The organism is Jannaschia sp. L-14R (assembly GCF_056857695.1).
In genome coordinates this window covers 201867-227236 of sequence record NZ_JBSXNP010000011.1, presented here as the reverse complement: position 1 = coordinate 227236, position 25370 = coordinate 201867, and the positions used below count along the sequence as shown (strand labels likewise).

Annotated in this window: 24 protein-coding genes; 11 read left to right on the top strand and 13 right to left on the bottom strand. The window is 61.9% G+C overall.

Annotated elements, in window-relative coordinates:
• Positions 1-99: 99 nt before the first annotated feature.
• Together AC13C2_RS13800 and AC13C2_RS13795 are read right to left on the bottom strand one after the other, a co-directional pair.
• On the bottom strand, positions 100-492 hold the full coding sequence (locus tag AC13C2_RS13800; RefSeq protein ID WP_482887156.1) for a DUF4864 domain-containing protein: 393 nt from the start codon (positions 490-492) through the stop codon (positions 100-102).
• Positions 493-555: 63 nt separating this feature from the next.
• Positions 556-2136, bottom strand: coding sequence for a lysine--tRNA ligase (locus AC13C2_RS13795; protein WP_482887155.1), 1581 nt, complete (start codon positions 2134-2136; stop codon positions 556-558).
• 84 nt (positions 2137-2220) lie between these two features.
• Between AC13C2_RS13795 and AC13C2_RS13790 the strand changes: the two genes are divergently transcribed.
• Complete coding sequence (locus AC13C2_RS13790; protein ID WP_092760219.1) at positions 2221-2652, top strand: tellurite resistance TerB family protein; 432 nt, start codon at positions 2221-2223, stop codon at positions 2650-2652.
• 20 nt (positions 2653-2672) lie between these two features.
• Here the strand turns inward: AC13C2_RS13790 and AC13C2_RS13785 are convergent, their stop codons facing one another.
• Both AC13C2_RS13785 and trpS read right to left on the bottom strand, forming a co-directional pair.
• Positions 2673-3923: an Hsp70 family protein gene (locus AC13C2_RS13785; RefSeq protein WP_482887154.1), complete on the bottom strand. Its 1251-nt coding sequence runs from the start codon at positions 3921-3923 to the stop codon at positions 2673-2675.
• A 283-nt stretch (positions 3924-4206) separates the two neighbouring features.
• The gene (gene trpS, locus AC13C2_RS13780; protein WP_482887153.1) at positions 4207-5232 is read right to left on the bottom strand and encodes a tryptophan--tRNA ligase; all 1026 of its coding nucleotides are present in this window, start codon (positions 5230-5232) and stop codon (positions 4207-4209) included.
• 77 nt (positions 5233-5309) lie between these two features.
• Between trpS and AC13C2_RS13775 the strand changes: the two genes are divergently transcribed.
• On the top strand, positions 5310-6002 hold the full coding sequence (locus tag AC13C2_RS13775; RefSeq protein WP_339641606.1) for a rhomboid family intramembrane serine protease: 693 nt from the start codon (positions 5310-5312) through the stop codon (positions 6000-6002).
• On the opposite strand, the gene murJ is transcribed toward AC13C2_RS13775, so the two are convergent.
• The 3 genes from murJ to AC13C2_RS13760 are packed head-to-tail and all read right to left on the bottom strand — an operon-like array spanning position 5993 to position 11448.
• Positions 5993-7576, bottom strand: a complete 1584-nt coding sequence (gene murJ, locus AC13C2_RS13770) for a murein biosynthesis integral membrane protein MurJ (protein WP_482887152.1) — start codon at positions 7574-7576, stop codon at positions 5993-5995. The genes AC13C2_RS13775 and murJ overlap by 10 nt on opposite strands.
• 1 nt (position 7577) lies before the next feature.
• A complete protein-coding gene (locus tag AC13C2_RS13765; RefSeq protein WP_423787126.1) occupies positions 7578-10400 on the bottom strand; it encodes a [protein-PII] uridylyltransferase in 2823 nt (940 codons plus the stop codon).
• Positions 10366-11448: a penicillin-binding protein activator gene (locus AC13C2_RS13760; protein WP_339641600.1), complete on the bottom strand. Its 1083-nt coding sequence runs from the start codon at positions 11446-11448 to the stop codon at positions 10366-10368. Before AC13C2_RS13760 ends, AC13C2_RS13765 begins: the two co-directional genes overlap by 35 nt.
• 226 nt (positions 11449-11674) lie before the next feature.
• Between AC13C2_RS13760 and rsmI the strand changes: the two genes are divergently transcribed.
• The 3 genes from rsmI (at position 11675) to gshB (ending at position 13929) form a co-directional block, all read left to right on the top strand.
• Positions 11675-12529, top strand: coding sequence for a 16S rRNA (cytidine(1402)-2'-O)-methyltransferase (rsmI, locus tag AC13C2_RS13755; RefSeq protein ID WP_482887151.1), 855 nt, complete (start codon positions 11675-11677; stop codon positions 12527-12529).
• Positions 12526-12879 (top strand): YraN family protein, encoded by a 354-nt coding sequence (locus AC13C2_RS13750; protein WP_092760233.1) that lies wholly within the window; start codon positions 12526-12528, stop codon positions 12877-12879. The genes rsmI and AC13C2_RS13750 overlap by 4 nt, the downstream gene beginning before the upstream one ends.
• 99 nt (positions 12880-12978) lie before the next feature.
• Complete coding sequence (gshB, locus tag AC13C2_RS13745) at positions 12979-13929, top strand: glutathione synthase (protein ID WP_482887149.1); 951 nt, start codon at positions 12979-12981, stop codon at positions 13927-13929.
• Between the two features lie 158 nt (positions 13930-14087).
• On the opposite strand, the gene AC13C2_RS13740 is transcribed toward gshB, so the two are convergent.
• From AC13C2_RS13740 to cobU, 4 genes are read right to left on the bottom strand one after another with little or no spacing between them, the layout of a single operon-like run.
• Positions 14088-15596 carry a YifB family Mg chelatase-like AAA ATPase gene (locus tag AC13C2_RS13740; protein WP_482887147.1) on the bottom strand — a complete coding sequence of 503 codons (1509 nt, stop codon included), beginning with the start codon at positions 15594-15596 and terminating at the stop codon, positions 14088-14090.
• Positions 15597-15648: 52 nt separating this feature from the next.
• Positions 15649-16338, bottom strand: a complete 690-nt coding sequence (locus tag AC13C2_RS13735; protein WP_482887145.1) for a glutathione S-transferase — start codon at positions 16336-16338, stop codon at positions 15649-15651.
• A gap of 58 nt (positions 16339-16396) precedes the next feature.
• A complete protein-coding gene (locus AC13C2_RS13730; protein WP_482887144.1) occupies positions 16397-16963 on the bottom strand; it encodes a histidine phosphatase family protein in 567 nt (188 codons plus the stop codon).
• A complete protein-coding gene (gene cobU / locus AC13C2_RS13725; RefSeq protein ID WP_482887142.1) occupies positions 16960-17463 on the bottom strand; it encodes a bifunctional adenosylcobinamide kinase/adenosylcobinamide-phosphate guanylyltransferase in 504 nt (167 codons plus the stop codon). The genes AC13C2_RS13730 and cobU overlap by 4 nt, the downstream gene beginning before the upstream one ends.
• A gap of 114 nt (positions 17464-17577) precedes the next feature.
• Here cobU and AC13C2_RS13720 point away from each other — a divergent pair, with 114 nt between their 5' ends.
• The 6 genes from AC13C2_RS13720 to AC13C2_RS13695 all read left to right on the top strand — a co-directional run bounded on the left by AC13C2_RS13720 (position 17578) and on the right by AC13C2_RS13695 (position 23169).
• Complete coding sequence (locus AC13C2_RS13720) at positions 17578-18456, top strand: RNA polymerase factor sigma-32 (protein WP_092760241.1); 879 nt, start codon at positions 17578-17580, stop codon at positions 18454-18456.
• A 337-nt stretch (positions 18457-18793) separates the two neighbouring features.
• A complete protein-coding gene (gene coaBC, locus AC13C2_RS13715; RefSeq protein ID WP_482887141.1) occupies positions 18794-19987 on the top strand; it encodes a bifunctional phosphopantothenoylcysteine decarboxylase/phosphopantothenate--cysteine ligase CoaBC in 1194 nt (397 codons plus the stop codon).
• Complete coding sequence (gene dut / locus AC13C2_RS13710) at positions 19984-20436, top strand: dUTP diphosphatase (RefSeq protein ID WP_092760245.1); 453 nt, start codon at positions 19984-19986, stop codon at positions 20434-20436. The genes coaBC and dut overlap by 4 nt, the downstream gene beginning before the upstream one ends.
• On the top strand, positions 20433-21485 hold the full coding sequence (locus AC13C2_RS13705; protein ID WP_482887139.1) for a HesA/MoeB/ThiF family protein: 1053 nt from the start codon (positions 20433-20435) through the stop codon (positions 21483-21485). The genes dut and AC13C2_RS13705 overlap by 4 nt, the downstream gene beginning before the upstream one ends.
• Positions 21486-21555: 70 nt before the next feature.
• Entirely contained in the window at positions 21556-22341 is a 786-nt protein-coding gene (locus AC13C2_RS13700; RefSeq protein WP_482887138.1) for a transporter substrate-binding domain-containing protein, read from the top strand.
• Between the two features lie 45 nt (positions 22342-22386).
• The gene (locus AC13C2_RS13695) at positions 22387-23169 is read left to right on the top strand and encodes an amino acid ABC transporter permease (protein ID WP_245737495.1); all 783 of its coding nucleotides are present in this window, start codon (positions 22387-22389) and stop codon (positions 23167-23169) included.
• A gap of 25 nt (positions 23170-23194) precedes the next feature.
• Here AC13C2_RS13695 and AC13C2_RS13690 read toward each other — a convergent pair whose 3' ends face one another.
• Positions 23195-24256: a quaternary amine ABC transporter ATP-binding protein gene (locus AC13C2_RS13690; protein WP_482887137.1), complete on the bottom strand. Its 1062-nt coding sequence runs from the start codon at positions 24254-24256 to the stop codon at positions 23195-23197.
• Positions 24253-25305: an ABC transporter permease gene (locus AC13C2_RS13685; protein ID WP_482887136.1), complete on the bottom strand. Its 1053-nt coding sequence runs from the start codon at positions 25303-25305 to the stop codon at positions 24253-24255. Before AC13C2_RS13685 ends, AC13C2_RS13690 begins: the two co-directional genes overlap by 4 nt.
• Positions 25306-25370: the final 65 nt, after the last annotated feature.

Here is a 25370-nt window from a genome sequence, read left to right as displayed (position 1 = left end):
TTTCCGTGCCAAACACGATTTCAGCCGGTTCAACAACGGCCAAACTGACGACGAACGGTTAAAGAAGAGTTAACGCACGTGCCTCTGTTCTGATTTGTGTCAGGCGCCGACTTCCGGGGCCGTCAGAATCTGGACGCCGGCGATTTTCCAGCCGTCAGGCGTCTCGACCATCGTGTATTCCAGTCTGTGCAGACGCCCGAACCCGTCGGTGATCAGGATTTCCTGCGTCCAGACGCCGCCATTGTCCTCGCTGCCCAGAAACTCGACCGTTCCGGGTTGCCAGACCATCGGATAGCCCTGCCGGACCATCAGGCCGAAATTGTCCGCATTCCCGAACATGCCCCGGATGTTCGGCGCGGCGAAGGTAAAGGCTGTGTCGAAGTCGTCGGCCTTGAACGCCTCGATCTGGCCGCCGATCGCGCCCCGGATCGCACCCTCGTCGGCTTGCGCCATACCGGCTGCCAGCAACACTGCTGCAATCAATCCCTTCACGCCGTATCCTCCCGAATTGCATGTCTGAAACTAGACCACGGAAGGCACGAATCAATCGCGGGATTAGTTTCCGACAAGTTCTCCGGCCAGCGCGCGGTCAATCAGATCGGCCGTTTCCGCCACGCCATACAGCGCGATGAACCCGCCAAAGCGCGGTCCCTGGTCGGCCCCCAGAAGCACCTGATACAGCGCCTTGAACCAGTCGCGCATCGGATCGAACCGCTCGCGCCCGACGTCATAAACCGCCCCCTGCAACGCCTCATCGTCCACCGCCCCGTCCCAGGCCCGCAACTTGTCGCGCAGCTCTTCCAATGCCGCGCGTTCGGCATCGGTCGGCAGGCGGTATACCTTCGCAGGTGCCACGAAATCGTTGTAATACCGCACCGCTCCTTCGGCGGCGCGATCCATCTGCGGATGTGTCTGGGGGTCGGCATCGGGCGCATACCGCCGGATGAACCCCCATAGTGCGTCCTTGTCTTCCGCCCCGGCAACCGATGCCAGGTTCAGCAACATCGAAAACGGCACGATCATATCCGACGCGGGCACCTGCCCGCCGTGGAGGTGAAACACCGGATTGTTCAGCTGCTGCACCAGGTCCTGTCCCGGATAGGCGCGCAATTGCTGATGGTATTCATCGACCGCCTTGGGGATCACGTCGAAATGCATCCGCTTGGCGGTCTTCGGCTTCTGGTACATGAAATACGACAGCGACTCCGTCGCCGCATAGGTCAGCCATTCATCGATGCTCAGACCGTTGCCGGACGACTTCGAAATCTTGTGCCCCTCCGCGTCGAGGAACAGCTCATAGGTGAAGTTCTCGGGCGCGCGGCCCCCCAGCGCCCGACAGATGCCGCCATAGATCGGCGTGTTCGCGGCGTGATCCTTGCCATACATCTCGAAATCGACGCCCAGGGCCGCCCAGCGCGCCCCGAAATCCGGCTTCCATTGAAACTTCACCTTCCCGCCGGTGACCGGCAGCGTCCATTCCCGCCCGTCCTCGTCATCGAACGTCACCGTGCCGTTTGCAGCGTCCACATGCTTCATCGGCACATACAACACCCGTCCGGTCTCGGGATGGATCGGCAGAAAGATCGAATAGGTCTGCCGCCGCTCCTCACGCAGCGACTTCAGCATGATCGCCATCACGTCGTCATACCGCTCCGCCGCGCGCAACAGCACGGCGTCGAACTGCCCGCTGCCATAGAATTCCGTCGCGCTGATGAAGTCATACTGAAAGCCGAAGGTGTCCAGAAACCGCCGCAGCATCGCGTTGTTGTGCCCGCCGAAACTGTCGTGCGTTCCGAACGGATCGGGCACTTTCGTCAGCGGCATCTGCAGATACCCGGCCAGCGCCTTGGGGTCCGGCACGTTCTCGGGCACCTTGCGCATTCCATCCAGATCGTCCGAAAAACAGATCAGTCGCGTCGGAATGTCCGAAATCATCTCGAACGCACGCCGCACCATCGTCGTGCGTGCGACCTCGCCGAAGGTTCCGATATGCGGCAGGCCCGACGGGCCATAGCCGGTCTCGAACAAGACATATCCCTTGTCGGGAGGGGCTTTTTCATACCGTTTGACCAGCTTGCGGGCCTCTTCGAATGGCCAGGCCTTCGATGTCATTGCGGCGTCGCGCAGGCGTGTCATGGGGTCATCCTATGGGTTTAAGCCGATCCGACCTATTGCGGCAGTGCGGCGTCGTCAATAAATCCTTGGAGGAAGGAGACGCCAATGCCCGCTCAAGACACATCTTCACCCTCCATGTCCGGTCAGGATGCCTTGGTGGCGCTGATGATCACGGTCTCCGCGTCCGATGCGACGATCCGCACGTCCGAGCTTCTGACGATTCAATCCATCGTCAACCATCTGCCGATTTTCGCGGGCTTCGATGAGGACCGGATGGAAGCCATCGCGCAAACCGTTTTCGATCTGCTGGAAGAGGAAGATGGCCTCGACGCGATCTTCGGCCTGATCCGCGACGCCCTGCCCGACACCCACTTCGAGACGGCATATGCACTGGCCTGCGACGTCGCGGCCGCCGACGGCACGGTATTCCAGACCGAGTTGGAGCTTTTGCGCGAAATTCGCTACGAGTTCGAGATCGACCCGCTTCATGCCGCCGCCATCGAACGCGGTGCAAGGGCGCGTCATCTGAAACTCTGAGGCGGACGCAGGCCTGTCGATCAGGGACGCCCGGCCGCCCGCGCAAGGCCGTCTGTCACGGCGGTAAACACATCGCTGAACGAATGCGATGCGTTCGGGAACAGCGCTTTCATCGTGTCCGACACGATCGACATCAGGCTGGACCCGCCGACATAGATCACCCGGTCGACTCTCGACGGGTCCAGACCGGCCAGTTGCAGCGTCTCCTGCGCGCCGGCCCAAAGCTCACTGGCACAGGGTGTCAGAATTTTACTCAATGTATCCGCCGACAATGGTGCCCCAAGCCCCCGTTCGATCTGATCCAGCGCAATACCCGCCTGTTGCATCCCGCCATTCGCGTCGATCTTGCCGCGTTCCACCGCGAAGGCCAGATCGTGCCCCAGCTCATCCCTGAGAACGGCAATCAGACGGTCCAGCTTCTCCGGCTCCTCTGACAGGCGCGTCATCTCATCGACGGCGCGACGGGTCTGCGCGTTATAGAGGAAGGGTATTTTCTCCCATGTTGCCAGATCATTGAAGATCGCGTTGGGCGCGGTCAGCAGGCCCGGACCGATCACCTTGCGCAGCTGCGTTCCCTTGCCCAGAAGTGGCATCACCCGCTCGATGCTGATGGCACGATCGAAATCGGTGCCGCCGATGCGAACGCCATGGCTCGCCAGAATTTCGACATCCGCCCCACCCGACCGGAACAGCGAGAAATCCGACGTGCCACCACCGATATCGACGATCAGCCCGACCTCGCCCGATTGCTCGGTCGCGCCGCTGGCAATGGCCGCGGCAACAGGTTCGAACATGAAGTCCACCGATGTGAACCCCGCCGCCAGATAACAGGCCCGCAGGTCCGCCTCGGCCTGTGCCTCGCGCGCATCGCCCGTTCCGTGAAAAACCACCGGACGGCCCGATAGAACGCGGTCGAAGGTCAACCCGGTGTCAGTCTCGGCGCGGGTTTTGATCTGGTTCAGGAACCGCGCGATGATCTCGACGAAGGTGACACGCTCGTTCAGGATCTGGCGTTTTTCGTGCATCAGCGCGGTGCCCAGCACACGCTTGAGCGCCCGCATGAACCGCCCCTCGGCCCCCTCCAGCAGCGCGCGGTTTGCCGCCTCCCCGGTCAGGGTCTGCCGGGTCTCGAAGTCGAAGAAGAACGTGGTCGGCAGGCTGGCCTGGCCGGACCCCATCTCGATCAGCCGGGGCTTACCGTCGTGAAGATACCCGGCGGCCGAATTGGATGTGCCGAAATCGACACCCAGGGCGGGGCTGTATCGTGCCATGTTCGGTCCCCTCTGAACCGCACCGAAGGACGCGGCTCTAGTCGGGTCGGGGAATGGCCGTCAAGCGGCTTCTCGTCCGGCATCCGAATCCCCTTGCGCGTAAACCGGAACGCAGCGTGTTGCGCATGTCGACCCGACCGTTCGCAAGCGACTGCAAGATGGTATGAACGGGGGGTGCACAGGGGGTGCACGGGGGGTGACACCCGTTATATGCCGGAAAATAAGGGCAGGGTGCCGTCGCCCCCCGACCCGCAATACGGCAGGAAAATCCGAAATCCGGCCCTCAGCGCACCATCCCGACAATGTCATAGGTCCGCTCCAGGATCGGCACCGTGATTTCCCGCGCCCGCTCCGCTCCTCGCGCCAGGATACGGTCGATCTCTGCCGGGTCCTGCATCAGCCGCGCCATTTCCGACGACACCGGCGCCAGCTTTGTCACCGCCAGATCCGCCAGGTCCTGTTTGAAGTATCCGAACATCTTGCCGTCATTCGCGGCCAGCACGTCAGCCACGGAACTCTCTGACAAGGCAGCATAAATATTCACCAGGTTCCGCGCATCCGGCCGTCCTTCCAGCCCTTCGACGGTGCCGGGCAGGGGGGCGGGATCGGTCTTGGCCTTCTTTATCTTCTTCGCAATCGCATCGGCATCGTCCGTCAGATTGATCCGGCTCGCCTCCACCGGATCGGACTTCGACATCTTTTTCGTGCCGTCCTTCAACGACATGATCCGCGTTGCCGCCCCCTCGATCACCGGCTCGGTCATCGGGAAGAAATCCACGCCATAATCATGGTTGAACTTGGCCGCGATATCCCGCGTCAATTCAATGTGTTGCTTCTGATCCTCACCCACCGGCACATGCGTCGCATGATAGATCAGGATGTCTGCTGCCATCAGTGCCGGATAGGCAAAAAGCCCCAGCGACGCGGCTTCGGCGTTCTTGCCGGATTTGTCCTTCCACTGCGTCATCCGACCCATCCACCCCATGCGGGCGACACAGTTGAAGATCCACGCCAGTTGCGCATGTTCAGGCACCTGGCTCTGATTGATCAGGATGCTCCGCTCCGGGTCGATCCCCGATGCCAGGAAACCCGCACATAATTCGCGCGTATTGTGGCGCAACGTCTCGGGCGCTTGCGGGACGGTAATGGCATGCAGGTCGACCATGCAGAACACCGTCTGATGCGTGCCCCGGTTCTGCCAGTCTGTGAATTTTGTGATGGCACCCAGATAGTTGCCCAGCGTCAGCCCACCCGACGGCTGAATTCCTGAAAACACGCGGGGGGTGAACTGGTTCTTGGTCTCAGGCATCGAAACGCTCCGGCAGGGGTGGCCTTGGATGGGGTCATCGCTTAGCCACCGGGACACACCCCGTCAACGAGGCCGCCATGCTTGACCCCCGCAACCAAAGTCCTTTTCACAGCTTGCCACCCGTCGTCGTGGCACTGGCCGTCGTAATCATCGGCATCGAATTGATGTTTCAGGCCGGAACCGCAGGTTTGATCGGTGGACGAGAGGCAGTGGGCTGGCGGCTTGGTGCGCTGCGCGACTGGGCTGTGGCGGAGTCCGTCTGGGCCTGGATGATCGACCGCGGTGAATGGCCCCTGCGCCAGGTCGCACGCATCATCGCCTATCCGTTTCTTCATGGCAGTTTCACCCACGCGGCCTTCGTCGCGGTCTTCACGCTGGCGCTGGGGAATGCCGTGGCACCCGTGTATCCGAACCTGCGCATTCTGGTGCTGTTCTTCGGCGCGGCCATTGGCGGCGCATTTGTCTATCTGATTGTTTTCGATACTCAGGCGCCGCTCCTGGGCGGCTATCCTGCGGTCTATGGTCTGATCGGCGCGTTCACCTATCTGACGCAGCGAGGCCTGACGCGCGGCGATCCCAAAAACGCCTTTCTTCTGATCGGGTTTCTGCTGGCGATCCAGCCGGTCTTCGGCCTGATCACGATGCGCAACCTTGCATGGCTGCCGGACTGGTCCGCCGATCTGGGGGGTGCCGCATCCGGCTACGGTCTGGCCGCACTGATGTTTCCCGGTGCTCTCGCGCGGTTACGCGACCGAATGCGTCAACGCTGACGGCGAAGTGCGCCCCGCAGTTCCGACATCTTCACTGCGCCCAGCATCTGCGCGAACCCGAAGTAGCTGAGCATTCCCGTTCCGACCAGAAGCGCCAGTGCCAGGCCGCGCCAGCTGCCGCCGAACATCGGGTTCAGGATCTGCGCGGTGATCCACAGCACGGCACCCATCAATACGGCGGCCAGGATGATCCGCCATCCCCGGCTGCGCGCACGCGGATCCAGCTTTGCCACGTCGCCCAAGGTTCTGGCACCGCGCCACAGCAGGACAACCATTGCCCAGGCCGCAAAGGTCGTGCCCAGCGCTGCCGCCGGCCAGCCGATAACCGGTGCCAGACCCACGGCGGCCACGGCGTTCACCACAAGAGACACCATCGCATAGTTCAGCGGGCGACGCGTGTCTTCACGCGCGAAATACAGCGGTTGCAACACTTTCTGCAGCACGAAGGCGGGCAGGCCCAACGCATAGATCATCAGGGCGATGGCTGTGCGAGCGGTGTCATCGGCGTCGAAGGCGCCCCGCTCGAACAGGACGTATACGAGCAGGCTTGGCACCACGAGCAAAGCGACTGCCGACGGAATCGTCAGCAGCCAGCTGAACTCGAACGCGCGGGAATAGGCGTCCCGTTGCCCGGCGCGGTCGTCGGCGCGAACCCGGCGCGCCAGATCGGGCAGCAGGACGACGCCAATGGCAATGCCGACCACCCCCAGCGGCAATTGATACAGCCGATCCGCATAGTTCAGCCATGCCACGGCTCCGTCGAAATAGGAGGCCACCTGCCGTCCCACCAGCAGGTTGACCTGCACCACGCCCCCGGCGAGTGCCGCGGGCGCGGCGATTACCAGAAGGCGTTTCAGGTCCGGTGTCATGCGCGGACGATGGCGGGGCCACAGGCGATGCCCGGCCCGCGCGGCGGCCCCCCAGACCAGGCCCAGTTGCACCAGCCCGCCGAGGGGCACCGACCATGTGAGCGTCTGTCCGACCAAACGGGCCTGCGTCGGTGCCTCCAGCCAGTCCCAGAGGTCGGGGCGCACCCAGACCACAGTCATCGCCGCGATGAATACGACATTCAGAAGCACGGGCGCTGCGGCGGCGGCAAGGAATCTGCCGTTGGAATTGAGGACGCCCGACACCAGCGCGGCCAGCGAGATCAACAGGATGTAGGGGAAAGCGATCCGCCCGTATATTACGGCCAGCGTGAACCGTTCGTCTTCGGCAAAGCCGCTCGCCATCGCCAGCACAAGGCCCGGCATGAACAGGATTCCCAGAACCGAAAACAGCGTCAGTATAATCACCATCCCCGCCACGGCATCGCGCGCGAAGGCATCGGCCTCATCGGGTCCCCCGGCCTCGAGCTTTTTGGCATAGAGCGGGACAAACGCCATATTGAACGCGCCTTCGGCAAAGAACCGTCGGAACATGTTGGGCAGGCTGAAGGCTACGAAAAACGCTTCGGCGGCCGCCCCGGTGCCAAGGAACCGTGCAATCAGAATGTCGCGGACGAAGCCCAGGATGCGGGACAGGAGGGTCCAACCGCCGACGGTCAGAAATCCCTTGATCAGACGGGTGGGCATGTCAGGCTCCGGCCCGTGCCGCCGCGCGGCTGACAGCTTCGCGCAGCTTGGCCGCCAGTGCATCCTGCTTGGGTTTCGACCACAGCTTCAGGCCGAACAGGTCCTTGACGTAGAAGACGTCCACGACCTGCGCGCCATAGGTCGCGATGACGGCATGCGAGATATATATGTTCGACTGCGACATCACCTGCGTCAGGTCATACAGCAGGCCGGGGCGGTCGCGGGTATCGACCTCGATAATGGTATAGATGTCCGATCCGTCGTTATCGAAACTGATATTCGTCGGCACCTGAAACCGGCGCTCGCGCTTCTTGATTTCGTGGCCTTCCAGCGCGCGCCGGGTGGCCACTTCGCCGCGCAGGATCTTCTCGATCATGGTCTGCAGCCGGGGCAGGCGGGACGGTTCGTAGGGGTGGCCCTCGCCGTCCTGAAGCCAGAACACGCTGGTCGCGAATCCGTCTTTCGATGTGTAGGTCCGCGCATCGACGATATTCGCCCCAACAAGGCTGAGCGCACCGGCCAGACGCGAGAAGATACCGGGGTGATCCTGACAGGCCATCATGGCGCGGGTTGCGTCGCGGTCTTCATCCGCCTGCAATTCGACGCGCACATCGCCTTCCGGCAGGTCGCGCACCATATGCGCAAACCGCACGTGCGCCGCCGTCGGAATGCCTTGCCAATAGGGGCCGTAATGCCGCGCCATTTCGGCCCGCAACTGACCCTCGGGCCAGTCGGCCATCGCATCGCGGAACAGTTGCTTGGCCCGTTTTTCACGCGTCTCCCGGTTTACGTCCTCCAGCCCGTTTTCCAGCGCGGCGGCGGTTGCGCGGTGCAGGGCACGAAACATCTGCGCCTTCCAGTTGTTCCAGACGTTCGGTCCCACGCCTCGAATATCGCAGACCGTCACCAGGGTCAGCATGTCCAGCCGTTCGCGCGTTTTTACTGCCTTGGCGAAATCGCGGACCGTGCGCGGATCGGAAATATCGCGCTTCTGCGCCATGTCCGACATCAGAAGATGATGCCGCACCAGCCATTCTACGGTCTCGGCGTCCTTGGGTTTCAGGCCTAGGCGCGGGGCGACGACGCGGGCGATGCGCGCGCCCAGAACCGAATGATCCTCGGGACGCCCCTTGCCGATATCGTGGAGCAGCAACGCGACATAGAGGACACGCCGGTTGATGCCTTTCCGCAGGATGGCGGAGGCCAGAGGCAACTCCTCGACAAGCTCCCCCCGTTCGATCTGGGCGAGATGGGAGATGACCTGAATCGTATGCTCATCGACAGTGTAGGAATGATACATGTTGAACTGCATCATCGCGACGATGGGTGCGAATTCGGGAATGAAGGCGGACAGGACTTCCAGCTCGTTCATGCGCCGCAGCGCCCTTTCGGGGTTGCCGTGTTTCAGCAGCAGACCCATGAACAGTTTCGCCGCCTCGGGGTTTTCGCGCAGATTGCGGTCGATCAGGTGCCGGTTCGCCGCCAGAAGGCGCATCGCATGCGGATGCAGCAGCAGACCCGTCCGCAGGGCTTCCTCGAAGATGCCCAGCAGGTTCAGCGGCGTCCCGAGAAACGCGTCCTCGTTGGCAACGTCCAGACGACCCTGACGCTCGGTATAAGGCGCGCGGACCCGACGGCGGCGTTTGAAAAGTCCCAGAAGAGCCGGTTCCTGCTTGGTATTGTCGGCCTCCAGCGCGACCAGAAGAATCCGGGTCAGCTCGCCGACGCGTGTGGCGTGGCGAAAGTAATCCTGCATGAAGTGCTCGACCGCCCGACGCCCGGCATGATCGCGATATCCCATCGCATTAGCCACATCGACCTGCATGTCGAAAGTCAGATGGTCTGCGGCACGTCCCGCAATAAGGTGCAGGTGACAGCGCACACACCAGAGGAACCGTTCGGCCGATTCGAAGGCGTCGAACTCGGCTTCGGTAAAGACACCCAGTGGCACCAGCTCGGCGGTGTCATGAACCCGGTAGCGATACTTGGCGATCCAATACAGGGCCTGAAGGTCGCGCAGACCACCCTTCGCCTCCTTGACGTTCGGCTCCAGGATATAACGCTGTCCGCCCTGCTTGCGATGACGCTCGGACCGTTCTGCCAATTTCGCCTCGATGAAATCGGCGACGGTCTTGCGGAACAGATCCTCCCAGAGTCGCTTTTGCAGCGTATCGGCCAGGGTCTGTTCGCCGCAGATCAGGCGACGCTCCAGCAAGGCGGTGCGGATGGTGAAATCTTCGGCCCCCAGTCGGATGCAGTCTTTCACGGTGCGTGTGGAATGCCCCACCTTCAGCTTCAGATCCCAAAGGATATAGAGCATCGATTCCACGACGCTTTCGACCCATGGCGTGACCTTCCACGGGGTCAGAAACAACAGGTCCACATCGGAATGCGGCGCCATCTCGCCCCGGCCATAACCGCCGACTCCCAGGACGGCGAAATGCTCGCCTTCGGTCGGGTTGGGGCAGGGATGCAGGATGCGGGTGGCAACCAGCCACGCGCATTGGACCAGCCGGTCCGTCAGATGGGCATAGGACTTCGTGACCCGTCGGGCACGCGTCGGATCGGCTTCGAACCCCAACCGGATCGCGGCGCGACCCCGATCCTGCGCCGTCGACAGGACGTCCACCGTTGCGCGCCGGATCGCCATCGCGTCGGACGTGCCGTCGATTTCCGCCAGCAGCGCGCCGACCGTCGCCACCTCGTCGAAGATTTCGACCGGCGTGGCGATAAGCGGCGCGCCGGTAGCGGCGGGCAGGTCGTTTGCGGTGAAGACCGGGGCCGGAGTCTTACGACCCGGCGCCGCCGAAGCTGTTGGGGGCAGGGCTGACCACCTGTATCTGACGGTTCACGATTTGCGCGACGGCCAGCGCCCTGTCGTTGGTGCCGTCGCCACGCAGGCGGAATACCCCGCCCGTGCCGGCAAATCCAGCCCGTGTCGTCAATGTAGCGCGTCCGACGGTCTTGCCGTTGCGGGCGATCGCGCCGATTGCAGCCATCCCGTCATAACCAAGGCTGGCCAGGGGGTGAGGCTGAGCTCCATAGGCGGCGGCATATCGGCTGCGGAACTGTGATAGCGGTCCGGGGTCCGGCAAGGTAAAATAGCCGCCCTGAAGTCCGGGAAGCTGCAACGCTTCGGACGGGATATCCCATCGGGTCAGCCCCAGAAAACGAAAGTCCTCTCCGCCGATACCGGCCTCGGTCAGAAACTGCGAAATCACCGGCAGATCGCCCGATGTATTGCCGGTCAGAAAGATTGCGTTCGAATTCGTCGAGCGGGCTTTCGCCGCGATTCCCGGCACTGCGTTCATGATGCCCTGTTGGTTCAACTCGTAAGGGACCGACCCGGTGATCTGAGCGCGGGTTTCAGAAGCAGCACGGGTGATGGCGGCATTGGCGATCTGGCCGCTGGCATCGTTGGAATGCGTTACCAGAACCCGATTGCGGCCCTGTGCGGCGGCAAAGCCCAGCACCCGGCGGGCGGTGTTTTCGAAGGTATTACCCAGAACCCAGACGTTCCCACCTGCGACCGAAGTGTTGTTCGAGAAGCTCAGCACCGGAATGCCCGACCCGGAAGCGGCGACACCTGCCGCGGCGGCATTGTCTGCATAGAGCGGCCCGAGAATAACCTGGGCACCCGCCGCAATGGCCTGCGTCGCGGCGGCGGAGGCCCCCCCGGTGGTGCCTTGCGTCGGGTAGACGTTTATCTTCACGGCGCCTTCGCCAAGATCGCTGGCGGCAAGACGGGCCGCATTTTCAAGGCCTTTGGCAACGGCTGCATCGGTTCCGCGCGACGATCCATATGGGACCAGAAGGGCCACGACCATCGGCCCGCTGCCGCTCACGCCGCCCCCGCCGGATCCGGTTTCCAAATTCGGTCCGGCGCCTGTGACGTTACAGGCTGCAAGTCCAACAGTGACGGCCGCAAGCGCAGCGAGCTTGCGCGTCGCGCGCGCGAATGAAACGAAAGGCCCTGTTGGCCATTGCATGAACATGATCTCGATCTCCCCAGCGTCGGCCTTCACGGCCACGTGATTTCCCACAACGGTTAATATGCCATGTCGGGCGAGTAAACGACTGAACCACAGGAGGCGCGAAATGGCAGAGATCGGCAGGATCGAGGGGGGATTGCATCTGATCGCCGTTCCGATCGGCGCGGCGCGCGACATTACGTTGCGGGCACTGGATGTATTGACGGTCGCGGATGTTCTGGCTGCCGAAGATACCCGGTCTCTGCGTCGATTGATGGATATTCACGGCATCGCCCTGGGCGATCGCCCGCTCATCCCCTATCACGACCACAATGGACCGACGGCGCGCCCCCGTCTGATGGCGGCACTGCGCCAGGGCAAGTCGGTTGCCTATGCATCCGAGGCAGGCACGCCGCTGATTGCCGATCCGGGGTTCCAACTGGGCGTCGAGGTGCGCGCGGCCGGCCTGCCCGTGCGCGCCGCGCCGGGGGCCAGCGCCGTCCTTGCCGCGCTCTGCGTCGCCGGATTGCCAACGGACCGCTTCTTCTTCAACGGCTTCCTTCCGCCCAAATCTGTGGCGCGCAAGGCTGCGCTGCGCGACCTGTCGACAGTGCCTGGCACATTGATCTTCTACGAATCGCCTAAACGGCTGCAGGCGATGCTGCGCGATGCGGCCGAGGTTCTGGGTCCACGGGATGCCGCCGTCTGTCGCGAATTGACCAAAAAATTCGAGGAGGTCCGCAAGGCACCGCTGGATGCACTTGCCGAAAGCTATGCTGCGAATGACCCCAAAGGGGAAATCGTCGTCCTGATTGATCGCGCCGCGACCCAAGCGATCGACGAAGACACGATTCGCGCAGCCCTGCGGATCGCACTTCGCGAAGGATCGTTAAAATCCGCTGCAAAGGATGTTTCCGATTCTTACGGGATTGCCCGTAACATGGCGTATCAGATGGCATTGGCTATAAAGGACGAGACATGAGTGGATCGGTTTCCTACCACGCGGGCCTTGCCGCCGAAGACAGTGTCGCGCGCCATTACAGCCGCAGCGGGCACCGCGTCGTCGAACGTCGCTGGCGTGGCAAGGGTGGCGAAATTGATGTCATCGCGCAGTTCGGCGGCGATACGATCTTCATCGAGGTCAAGAAAAGCGACAGCCACGCCGCTGCCGCGTTGCGGGTAAGCGACCGTCAGGTCCGCCGCCTGTTCGATTGCGCGGGCGAATATATGGGCGGATTGCCGGACGGCATGCTCAGTTCGGTTCGCTTCGATGTGGCGCTTGTTGATGCCGCCGGGCGTATCGAAATCATCGAAAATGCTCTGGCCGCCTGATGCGGCCCGAAAGGCAGGCGCAATCTGCGCCGCGGCGCATTGTCAGGGGCGGATAGCTGCGCCATCTAAGGGCAACTTCAGATGTTCGGGGATGTCGTCATGCCAACTGCAAAATCGCTCAGGGTCGGCTTCCAGATGGATCCGATGGAAGGCGTCAACATCGACGCCGACAGCACATTTCGCATTGCCCTCGAGGCGCAGGCGCGGGGCCATTCCCTGATCTATTGGACGCCGCAGCGTCTGGCGTACATCGAAGGCCGGGTCATCGCGCGCGGTCAATCGATGGAAGTCCGGCGCGAAAAAGGCAACCACGTTACATTGGGCGAGCTGCGGGACTACAATCTTGCCGATCTGGATGTCGTCTGGCTGCGGCAGGATCCGCCCTTCGACATGGGATATATCACGACGACGCATCTTCTGGACCGCGTCCACCCGGATACTCTGGTGGTCAACGATCCGACCTGGGTGCGCGGCTGGCCTGAAAAACTGATGGTGCTGGACTTTCCGGACCTGACACCGCCCACTGTGGTCGCCCGCGACCTGGAGACACTGAAGACGTTCAAAGCCCGGCACGGCGACGTCGTTCTCAAGCCGCTCTACGGGAATGGTGGCGCGGGCGTGTTCCGCCTGACCGCCGAGGACCGGAATCTCGCTTCGCTGCACGAGCTTTTCAGTTCGATCAACAGTGAGCCGCTGATCATGCAGAAATTCCTGCCTGCCGTCTCAAAGGGAGACAAGCGGGTCATCCTGATCGATGGCGAACCCGTTGGCGCAATCAACCGCGTGCCGGCGAAGGGTGAAGTCCGGTCGAACATGCATGTCGGGGGACGCCCGGAAAAAGACGATCTGACCGAACGCGATCTCGAGATCTGCGCGGCGATCGGGCCGCGTCTGCGCGATGCTGGCCAGATTTTCGTCGGGATAGACGTGATCGGCGATTGGCTGACCGAAATCAACGTAACGTCTCCGACTGGTCTGCAGGAATTGGAGAAGTTTGATGGCATCAATGCCAGCGCACTGATCTGGGAAGCGATCGAAAAACGGCGCTGATTGACCCTACCATGTCCCTTAAGGCCAAGTAAGACAGAAAGCAGGATGAAGACTGACGGGGCGAAGGTGGGGCATCTGACCCCCATACAGCTTATATGACGCTCCATGTTGTCGGCACTGGTTCCAGGCAATTGATTGCTGATCGGTGAGTCCCGATCCTAGGCACCCGACACCAGTCTATAAGACAATGCTTCTGCGATATGCACGCGCCGCACGAGTTCCGATCCATCGAGATCGGCAATCGTTCGTGCGACTTTCAGCACGCGGTGGTATCCGCGCGCCGACAGGCGGAAACGATCGGTGGCTTTCAGCAGGATGTCCTGTCCTTCTGGATCGGTTGTGGCCACTTCCATCAAAAGGTCGCCCGACACGTCCGCGTTGACCGTGATTTCATCGCGATCGGCGTAGCGCGCAGCCTGAACATTGCGCGCGGCAGCGACGCGCAGGGCGACCTCTTTCGATGTATCGCCCGCGGGCGGCTGGGCCAGGTCCGAAACTTCAACCGCCGGTATTTCCAGTCTCAGATCGAAGCGGTCCATCAGGGGGCCACTGATCTTGCCCATGTAATCCTCGCCGCAATTGGGCGCACGGGAGCAGGCCAGTCCGGGGTCGAACAGCATTCCGCAGCGACAGGGATTGGCGGCGGCGACCAGAAGGAATCGGCAGGGATAGCGGACGTGGGCATTTGCGCGCGCGATGGTGACTTCGCCCGTTTCGATCGGTTGACGCAGGGTTTCGAGGACGGCACGCGGAAACTCGGGAAACTCGTCCATGAATAGAACGCCGTTGTGCGCAAGGCTGATCTGACCCGGCCCGGCCCGTTTGCCGCCCCCTGCGATAGCCGCGACCGAGGCGGTATGATGCGGTTCCTGAAAGGGGCGTCTGTACAGGATGCCGCCTTCGTCCAGAGTTCCGGCCAGTGAATGGATCATCGAGGTTTCCAGCGACTCCATCGCCGAAAGCGGCGGCAAGAGGCCGGGGAGGCGCGCCGCAAGCATCGATTTCCCAGCACCCGGGGGGCCGACCATGAACAGGTGGTGCCGTCCGGCAGCAGCAATTTCCAGCGCTCGCTTGGCGCGTTCCTGTCCCCGAACGTCGCGCAGGCAGGGGCCGCCGGAGGGCGTCGGGACGTGTCCTGCCGTCGCCTCCGGCAAAGGGGACGCACCGGTCAGATGGTCCATCAGGGCCTTGATCGAAGGCGCCGCATAGACCGCCGCCGCGCCAACCCAGGCCGCCTCGGGTCCGCAGGCTTCGGGACAGAACAGCACGGCATCCAGCGCGGCCGCCGTCATCGCCGCGGGCAAGGCGCCCGCTACGGCGATCAATCCGCCATCAAGAGACATCTCACCGATACTGAGGGACCGGGCGACCTTGTCCAGCGGCACCAGTTCCAGCGCTGCCAGCACGGCCAGTGCAATCGGCAGGTCGAAATGCGCGCCCTCCTTTGGTACGTCGGCTGGGGACAGGTTGATGGTGACTTTCTTGGATGGCAGCGCGATGCCAAGTTCCGACAGGGCGGTGCGGATGCGGTCCCTGGCCTCGGACACGGCCTTGTCGGGCAGACCGACAATCGAAAAGCCCGGCAAGCCCGGCGAGACGGCGCACTGGACGTCAACGGGACGCGCCTCCAGCCCCTCGAAGGCGACCGTGGTGGTGCGTGCCAGCATGTCCGTTCCTCATCTTTGAGAAAAGGTTAACGGGCGAGTGGTTTAAGAATGGTTAATGCGGTTTGGCCATCGGAAAAGGCGATGTCGGCAGGCCCATGTCATAATTTGCCAGCGTTCGATTCCGCGCCTCACCCTCGGCCCGCCAGATCTGCAAGAGGTCATGGTTCAGATGCGCATCGACATAGGTCTGCACCAGGTCGGAGACCGGCAGGCCGTAACCTGCGATCCGCATGGCGACCGGCGCGAAGAACGCGTCCGCGGCGGAATACACGCCGAACAGCCATGGACCATCTCCGGCTATACCCCGCGCGGCGGACCAGACCCTGTCCAGTCGCGAGAGGTCAGCCCGAACGCCGTCCGATGGAACAAAGTTTTCCCATTTCACACGCAGGTTCATCGGGCATGCCTCACGCACTGCGCTGAAGCCGCAATGCATTTCCGCTACCAGTGACCGCGCCAGCGCACGGGCCTTCGGGTCGTCAGGCCAGAGGCCAGCCTCGGGGTGCCGCTCCGCCAGCCCTTCGGCTATGGCTATGGTGTCGGACCATTGCGCCCCATCCTGGGCGCGCGCCACGGGCACGGTGCGCGCAGGTGCCCAGTCTTCGAGAGTCGATATGAAGCTGCTGCAATACATCTCGTTCATATGGACACGCACCGGCAGATCGAAAGCCGCAAACAGGAGCCAGCCGCGTAAGCTCCACGAAGAATAGGATCGGTCGCCGATCAAAAGGTCATAGGTCATATCGCTTGCCTAGCATCGCCTTTTCAGTTCGGCATAACAGCAATCCCTGATGGCAGCATTACGGTTTGTGATTGGCGGATATGGCCACCGGACCTGCCGGGGTCAGATTGATGCGTGTCAGGCTGAGATTATCGATCTTCTGCCTCAGGGCGTCGAACGGTCTCAGATCCGCCGCGCGCGCCCAGAGAGTCAGAATGACACCCATATGCGCGACGACAATAAGGTCACTTGGGTTCGTATCGGCGACCAGCCGGTTCATGGCCGTTTCGACACGGTGTGACAGGTCGTTCCAGGACTCGCCGCCCGGCGCGCTCGGGGTGCCGGGGGTATCGAAGAAACATCGCAGTTCGGGACTGTCTATCGCGTCGAAAGGCTGGTTGTCCCACGCGCCGTAATCGAACTCCCGCAAGGCCGGATCGTGCGGCAGGCGCGGCCTCTCGCCCAGAATTGCGGTCGCCGTATCAACGGCGCGGATCAAATCGCTGCTGACAACTGGGGCCTGTGGCAAAGCTGCCGACAAGCGCGCCAATGCCGCAGTATCCGAAAGGTCGGCGGGCAGATCCGTCCAGCCGACCATTCTGCGGCTGTGGGTCGGCCCATGACGGATCAGCCAGAGCCGCGTCATTTCAAACGCTGCGGCATGCCCGCCGTTACCAGCACCACCCGATCCAGGGCTGCGGCCAACCGCTGGTTCAGCGCGCCCTGATCCCTTTGGAATTGCCGCGCCGTGGCATTGTCGGGCGTGATGCCTCCACCCACATCGTTCGATACGACTATGAAATGCGCTGGCGACGACTTCATGGCCGAGATCCATGCCTCGGTCGGCTCTTCCCAGTCCATACCGTCCAGCATCAGATTTGTGAGCCACATTGTCGCACAGTCAATGAGGACGACCTCACCTCTCCGCCGGTCCGCGCAGACCCCGGGCAGATCCAGCGCTTCCTCGATCAACGACCATTCAGCCCCTCGTCGCGTAGCATGCAGTTCGACTTTGGCGCGCATCTCTCCGTCCAGAACGCGTGCCGTAGCGACATAGACCGCGCGTCCCTCCAACTGCATGATTTCGGTTTCAGCCCAGTTTGATTTGCCGGATGCCGCGTGACCCAGAGCGAGCGTGGTGTTCATGATTCCCGACACGTGATGGAACTTTCTGCCATGCAAAAGAGTATTTCACCCGGAGTTATATTTCAGAAACCGGGTGTCCGGTTTGCGGCTATGTTATCCTCGGGGGATATTCAAATGGCACTCGATTTCAACAGCGACACGTCCCTGTCCCGGCGCGCCATGAAGGCCGAGCTTCTGGATGCCGAGACGGAACTGCGCCTGGCTTACGCGTGGCGCGACGATCGTTGTGAGGCGAGCCTGCATCGCCTGATCACCGCTTACATGCGTCTCGCCATATCGATGGCATCTAAATTCCGCCGCTATGGCGCGCCTATGAACGATCTTATCCAAGAGGCTGGATTGGGCCTGATGAAGGCGGCCGAAAAGTTCGACCCCGATCGCGGTGTTCGATTTTCAACCTATGCCGTGTGGTGGATCAAGGCGTCGATCCAAGATTATGTCATGCGCAACTGGTCGATGGTTCGCACCGGATCGACCAGCAGTCAGAAATCGCTTTTCTTCAATCTGCGCCGCGTTCAGGCCCGGCTGGAGCGGGAGGCTGCCGCAGAGGGTATCGTTCTGGACCGTCAGACAATGCGCGAAAGGATCGCGACCGATGTTGGTGTGCCCTTGCGCGATGTCGAGATGATGGAGGGTCGTCTCGGCGGTTCCGACTTCAGCCTAAACGCGACCCAGTCGTCGGACGAGGAAGGTCGCGAATGGATTGACGCACTGGAAGACGACAGCGCCCAGGCCGATGAGACCGTGGCCCTCAGGCATGACAATGACATGCTTCGCGAATGGCTCCTGCTGGCCCTTTCGTCGCTGAACGATCGCGAACGGTTCATTGTCCGGGAACGCAAACTGCGGGAAGATCCCAGGACGCTGGAATCGCTCGGCAATGAATTGTCGTTGTCCAAGGAACGTGTCCGCCAACTGGAAGCGGCGGCTTTCGCGAAGATGCGTAAATCCCTTGAAGCGGAAAATCAGGAGGTTCTCGGCTTCCTCGGGTAAGACGCGATTTCTGTCCGACGCTTGCTACGTCGGCCGGCGCGCAGACATTGCCACCGGTTGGTGTCTGGATTTTGGGCACAGATTTCTACAATCCCGTGCCTCTCATCACGCAGACGCGTTTCAGTGCGCACCCCCAATCGTTTCGAACACCTGACCGGCAATGCCCGAACCGACCGGGCCGCAGCGGCATGTCATTTCGATGATGCGGTATAAGGCAGCAATACCCGGCGCGGCAGCATCACCCTACAGACAATGGTGCCCCAGCGACGATCCCAGCGTGGCCTTCCGCTGGCGACGGGCCTGTCCTAGACAGGGTGGAATTCAGGGAAGGCGCGATATGCTGACGGACAAGAAAATCCTGCTCATCATCGGCGGCGGCATCGCGGCCTTCCGGTCGCTCGACCTGATGCGCAGACTGCGCGAGCGGGGGGCATCCGTCACACCGGTTCTGACACCGGCAGCGGAACATTTCGTCACGCCGCTTTCGGTCTCGGCTCTCGCGGCTTCGAAAGTCTACCGCGATCTGTTCGATCTGACCGACGAGGCCGAGATGGGCCACATCGAACTCAGCCGCGCCGCCGATCTTATTGTTGTCTGTCCCGCCACGGCCAACCTGATGGCCCGGATGGCGCAGGGCCTTGCCGACGATCTGGCGACGACCCTTCTGCTGGCAACCGACACGCCGGTGATGATCGTTCCCGCGATGAATGTCCGCATGTGGCAGCATCCGGCAACGCAGCGCAATCTGGCGACCCTGACAGGAGACGGCATCGCGGTCGTCGGTCCGGTCAACGGCGCGATGGCCTGCGGTGAGTTCGGCCCCGGCCGTCTGACGGAAGTGCCGGATATCATCGGTGCGATTGATGCGCATTTCAGCGACGGGCCGCTGAAGGGCAGGCATGCCCTTGTTACATCCGGCCCGACGCATGAACCCATCGACCCGGTGCGCTACATCGCCAACCGGTCATCAGGCACCCAGGGAACGGCCATCGCCGCAGCCCTGCGCGATTTGGGGGCGCGGGTTACATTTGTCACCGGTCCCGCCGACACATCGCCGCCCGCCGGAATCGATGTCGTGCGGGTCGAAACGGCGCAGCAGATGCTGAATGCCGTCACTGCTGCCCTGCCGGCCGACGTCGCGGTCATGGCCGCCGCGGTTGCCGATTGGCGGGTTGAGAATGCCGGAGACCGCAAGATGAAAAAGGACGGCAGCGCGACTGCCCCGGCGCTGACCTTCGCCGAAAATCCCGACATTCTGGCGACGGTATCCAAGGCTGCGACCCGCCCGAAGCTGGTCGTCGGATTTGCCGCAGAAACCGACGACGTAATTGCCAATGCGACCGCCAAGCGCCTGCGCAAAGGCTGCGACTGGATCGTCGCCAACGACGTCTCTCCCGGCACCGGCATCATGGGCGGCACCGAAAATGCCGTGACCCTGATTACTGACACTGGTGCCGAAGACTGGCCCCGACTGACCAAAACCGAAACCGCGCGCCGGTTGGCGGACCGCATCGCTCGGCACCTGACATGAGCGTTCAGATCCACGTCACCCGCACGGACGGCTCGGACCCCGATCTGCCCCTGCCCAGCTATGAGACGCCGGGGGCTGCCGGTGCGGACCTGCGCGCCGATACGGGAGGACAGACGATCACGCTTTCGCCCGGTGGTCGGTCGCTGATCGGCACCGGCCTGCAGGTCGCAATCCCCAAGGGATTCGAGATGCAGATCCGTCCCCGATCCGGCCTTGCCCTCAAACACGGAGTTACGCTGGCTAACGCTCCGGGCACGGTCGACAGCGATTACAGAGGGCCGTTGGGCGTGATCCTGATCAATCTGGGCGATGCCCCGTTCGATGTGACGCACGGTATGCGGATCGCACAGGCGGTGGTCGCTCCGGTGGTGCAGGCGCGCTATGATCTTGCGCCCGAACTGGATCGCACGAACCGCGGGAGCAATGGCTTCGGGTCAACCGGGACATGACGCTGGTCCTGATCCTCGGGGCCGTGATCTGGGGGCTTGGCATAGTGATGAAGACGCCCGTCAAGGCGCGTTTTCTGATGCTTGGGCTGCTTTATGTGGCGGTCCTGTTTGCTCACTTGATCCTGCCTGACGGTCATCCCTTGCGTCAGATGCTGGGGGGCGGGTTGGGGTCCTGGCTGGTTCTGGGTGGTCTCGTCGCGCTGATCGCAGTGTATCGCGCCGGATTGACCCGCATGCGCGCCCGCGCACGGGTGCTCGAGGCAGATCGGGCCGACGACACCGCCAGTCGGACAGGCCCCTTCAGCGATGACGAACTGGAACGCTATGCGCGCCACATCGTCCTGCGCGAGGTCGGTGGTCCCGGCCAGAAGCGCCTGAAGGATGCAAAGGTTCTGGTGGTCGGGGCCGGGGGCCTTGGCGCGCCGGTTCTTCTGTATCTTGGGGCGGCGGGCGTCGGGACGATTGGGGTGATCGACGACGACACGGTCTCCACCTCGAACCTGCAACGGCAGATCATCCATGCCGATGCCGATTTCGGCAGTCCCAAGGTCCACAGTGCAGCCAAGCGCATCCGGGCGATCAATCCGCATGTCTCGGTGCGCGCCTACAATCAGCGCCTGACGCCCGAAATCGCGCCCGAGATTTTCGCTGACTACGACCTGGTCGTTGATGGCACGGACACGTTTGTCACCCGCCAGATGGTGAATGACGCTGCTGTAGCTGCCAGCAAGCCTTTGATAGCAGGGGCGATCACCCAGTGGGAAGGACAGGTTACAATCTATGATCCCGCCGCCGGTGCGCCCTGCCTGACCTGTCTGTTCCCCAAGGCCCCTGCCGCCGGACTCGCGCCGTCCTGTGCCGAAGCGGGGGTAATCGGCGCGCTTCCCGGCATCATCGGATCGATCATGGCGCTGGAAACGATCAAGGAAATCACCGGTGCCGGCACTACGCTGCGTGGAATTCTGCTGCTTTGGGACGGGCTGGACGCGGACGCTCGGCGTATTTCGGTTGCCAAACGACCGGATTGCCCCACCTGCGGCAGTATCTGAGCTCTTGGTTCCGCGGCGCCCGTACTGCATCATCGCAGCGCACCTTGTCCTAATCCCAGGAGGATTCCCCATGAAAACCCTCGCTGTTCTTGCCGCCCTGGCCGTTGCCTCTCCTGCGCTGGCTGACGGGCATCTGCCCGATCTGGGCGGACGCACCGTCGCGATCGCGACCGAAGATGCCTATCCTCCGTTGCAGTTCAAGGACCCCGCGTCCGGGGATGCCATCGGCTGGGAATACGATGCGATGGCGGAAATCGCAGAACGCCTCAATTTTACGCCCGACTACGAAAAAATCAGTTGGGACGCGATGATCCCCGCCGTATCCGAAGGTCAGATGGACATGGGTATGACGGGCATCACGATCCGCGACGATCGCAAGGAGACCGTCGATTTTTCCGATCCCTACATGCGATCCGAGATGGTGATGATGGTCCGCGGCGACGAGGACCGGTTCGCCGATGCCGCCGGATTCGCCGCCGATGAAGATCTTTTGATGGCCGCACAGCCGGGCACGACTCCGTTCTACGTCGGTGTCTATGACGTGCTCGACGGCGACGAGGCGAATACCCGCATCAAACTGTTCGAGACTTTCGGCGCAACGGTTCAGGCCCTGCGTGCGGGCGATGTTGATCTGGTGCTGACGGATGGCACTGCCGGGAACGGTTATGTCGCTGCGTCGGACGGCGGGTTGAAGATCGTCGGCGAGACTCTGGGGACCGAGGATTTCGGCTTCATCTTCCCCAAGGGTTCGGATCTCGTCGAATCGATGAACGCAGCCATTGCGGACATGAAGGCGGATGGAACCATCGAGGCGCTGAACAGGAAATGGTTCCTCGATTTCAAGCTGGGCGAATGACGGGTTTGTCTCGAAACCCACCGCAAACTCCGTTGTAGCAGGCTTTTGCGCGCGCGCCCTGACCCTGACCGCGATTTTCCGTGGTGGCTTCTGGCCGTGGTTGTCCTGCTCGGGGCGGCCTATGTCATGGTATTGACGGACGATGCGACGCGGCAGGTTCTGCTGACCTTGCGCAAAGGCATCTGGATCACGATCCTCGTAACCGTTACCGGGTTTTCCGCAGCATCGCTGGTTGGTCTGGGGCTTGCCCTGATGTTGCTATCTGGGTCGTTGGTCGCGCGGCAGGCCGCGCGCTTTTATGTTGAGATAATTCGCGGAATCCCGATCCTGGTGATGTTGCTCTATGTCGCGTTCGTGCTGGCACCCGGATTGGTCGCATTGTGGAACTGGATGGGCCTGCCAGATGCGCGAACGCGGGATTTTCCGTTACTCTGGCGCGCGGTTCTGGCGCTTGTGATTGCCTATTCCGCATTCATTGCCGAGGTTTTTCGCGCCGGGCTGCAATCGGTCGACAAAGGTCAGATCGAGGCCGCCAGAGCATTGGGCCTGAAAAGGTTTCGCGTCTTTCGCCATATCGTGCTGCCGCAGGCGATCCGTACGATCCTGCCGCCTCTGGGCAACGACTTCGTGGCAATGGTCAAGGATTCGTCGCTGGTGTCGGTGGTCGGCGTTCTTGACATCGCGCAGCTGGGAAAGCTGACGGCCGCAGGAAACTTTCGATATTTCGAGACCTACAATGTCGTTGCGCTGATCTATCTGACGATGACGATCCTGTTGTCGCTCGGATTGCGCAAATTGGAGCGGAAGCTAGGCAAAGTCCATAAATAGAGGTCGGTCCTTTTGACACTGACTATCAGGCGACGCGGCGTGCCGGGTCTGCGGCTTCTACGGGAACCAACGCGCGGACCAGGTCCCGCATATGCAGCAGGCCCACCTGCTGGCCATCCTGCATGACGCGATAGTGCAGATTTGTATCGCCGCCTGAAACGGCGATAACCGATTCCAGATTTTGCGCCACATCGACTTCGCCCGACAGTCCATCGCCAGGCCGGTCGGTTTTCTCCATGACCGATCCTACGCGCAGGACGCGGGCGCGGTTGATATCGGAAATGAAGTCGATGATGTAGTCGTCGTTCGGATGCAGCAGGATGTCCTGCGGCTCACCCTGCTGGATGACGGCACCGTCCTTCAGGATGACCAGGTGGTCCGCCAGCTTGAGCGCCTCGTCCAGATCATGAGTGATGAAGACGATGGTCTTGTGCAACTCGCGCTGCAACTCCAGAAGCAGATCTTGCATGTCGGTCCGGATCAGCGGGTCAAGCGCGCTGAAAGCTTCGTCCATCAGCATGATTTCCGAATCCGACGACAGGGCGCGTGCGATGCCGACGCGCTGCTGCATGCCACCCGAAAGCTGACCGGGATAATGTTCTTCGTAACCGGCCAGACCGACCCGTTCGAGCCACTTCTGACCCTCGCGGTCGGCGATCTGGGCCGACTCGCCCCGAACGCGCCGGGACATGCCCGCATTGTTCAGGACAGTGTGATGCGGGAACAAAGCAAACTTCTGGAACACCATCGACATTGTATTCTGCCGCAGTTCAGCCAGACGCGCCTCGCCATAGGCTAGCACATCCTCGCCGTTCACGATGACCTCGCCCGCCGTAGGGTCGATCAGACGGTTGAGATGGCGGATGAGAGTGGATTTACCTGACCCGGACAATCCCATGATGACGGTGATCTGACCGGCCCGGATATCTACATTGATATTCTGCAGGCCCAGCACATGGCCGTACTCATCCAACAGATCGGGTTTGCCTATGCCGTTCCGGACATGTTCCATCATTGCCTGCGGATTGGTTCCGAAGATCTTGTAGAGATTTCGGATCGAAATCTTGATGTCTGTATCGTCGGTCATTGGCGCACACTCGAGTCGATGCGGCCAAGCGCGGCCTTGGTGGAGCGGTCCAGAATAACCGCGAGAAGAACGATGGAGAAACCCGCGACGAGGCCGACGCCCAGTTCAAGGTTCCGGATACCGGCCAGGACTTTCACACCCAGACCCGGTGCCGATACCAGCGAGGCGATCACGACCATGGCCAGCGACATCATGATGGTCTGGTTGATGCCGGCCATGATGTTGGGCAGCGCCAGTGGCACCTGAACGCCCCAGAGTTTCTGCCGATTTGACATGCCGAAGGCGTCTGCCGCCTCGATCACATCCTTGTCGACAAGTCGTATGCCCAGATCGGTCAGGCGGATCACCGGCACGATGGCATAAAGGATAATCGCGATGCCGTAGAGCTTGGATTCGGTGACCGAGAACAGGAAGATCAGCGGGATCAGATAGACGAAGGTCGGCAGGGTCTGAAGCATGTCCAGAACCGGAATCGTCATGCGCTGCATGGTGTCTGACCGTGACATGGCGATGCCGATGGGCACGCCCAGAAGCACCGATATGATCGTGCACACGAAGATGATCGACAGGGTGCTGATCGCGTCGTCGTAGAAATCGATGAAGGCCATGAACAGGAATGACAAAGCCACCAGGACGGTGACGCCAATTTTTCTTGTCGAGAACCATGCGATGACCACCAGCAGCGGGATCATGATGAACCAGGGCGTCGCCTGAAAACCGTCCAGCGACCAGTCCAGCATCCAGCTGAGTGGCTGCGTCAAGGGGTCCAGAATCACCTTGAGCGGGTCCTTGATGGCAAGGAAGCCTTCCTCGACCGCCTGGGTCATATCGCGGGAACGGGGGATCGAACTGCAGGACTTGTTGAGCGTGTCGAGCGAGGGAAACGGCGTTTCCATCAAAGGTACCGACGGGACGGGTGCGCCTTCGACCTGTGTACCATTGGCGCGTGCTATCAACTCGGCCATGGTCAGCGGGCCTTCGTTCGGGCCGCCTGAGCTGCACCAGCCTTCAAGGCCGGTGACCCTGAACAATCCATCGTATACAGCCATGAAGTTCCCCGTCGTCTTGTTGTTTCGGCTATGGTCTGTCGCCGTTCGCCGGAAATGGATCGAGC